The 475-nt window shown below is 61.9% G+C and carries 1 protein-coding gene and 1 pseudogene; both read right to left on the bottom strand.

From position 1 onward, the window contains the following. Positions 1 to 181, bottom strand: a pseudogene (locus tag EH240_RS37490) (ABC transporter substrate-binding protein); the annotation flags it as partial. 59 nt (positions 182 to 240) lie between these two features. Further along, the coding region (locus EH240_RS37495) for an FCD domain-containing protein (RefSeq protein ID WP_125007301.1) at positions 241 to 475 on the bottom strand (235 nt) is incomplete at its 5' end.

A 475-nucleotide genomic window follows, 5' to 3' on the forward strand; every position in this document is an offset into this window, starting at 1 on the left:
TGGTGTAGCGGCCCTGGGTGCGCTTCTTGATCTCCTCGGCTGCCCACACGGTTTCGGTGTGGAAGGGCTCCGATGTTTCGTAGACATGCGCCCATTTCAACACCGTCTGCGCCGAGGCCGAAGCCATCGGCATGGCGATCGCGGCGATCGCACCGAGCAGAATTGCGTATTTCCTCAGCATGCTGGTTCCTCCCTGGTTGGATTGGACTGATCCGGCCGGATCTCCCCCCGGCCGACTATCTAGAGCGCAACCTCCCTGGCTACGGCTCTCTCGTCGAAATTGCGCGAGAATCTGAGTTGCGACTGGCGCAGGTGATGCTGCATGGCAGCTTTGGCCCGCTCGGGATCGCGCGCGGCGATGGCGTCGCGCACGGCACGATGCTCCTCGGCGGCGATCCGCCACGAATCCCTGTTCTCGAAATAGACTGACAGGCGTTCGAAGAAAGGATTCATGCGCTGGTCGAAAAGCTCGCCG

It is taken from the genome of Mesorhizobium tamadayense, assembly GCF_003863365.1.
In the GTDB taxonomy this organism is placed as follows: Bacteria; Pseudomonadota; Alphaproteobacteria; order Rhizobiales; family Rhizobiaceae; genus Mesorhizobium; species Mesorhizobium tamadayense.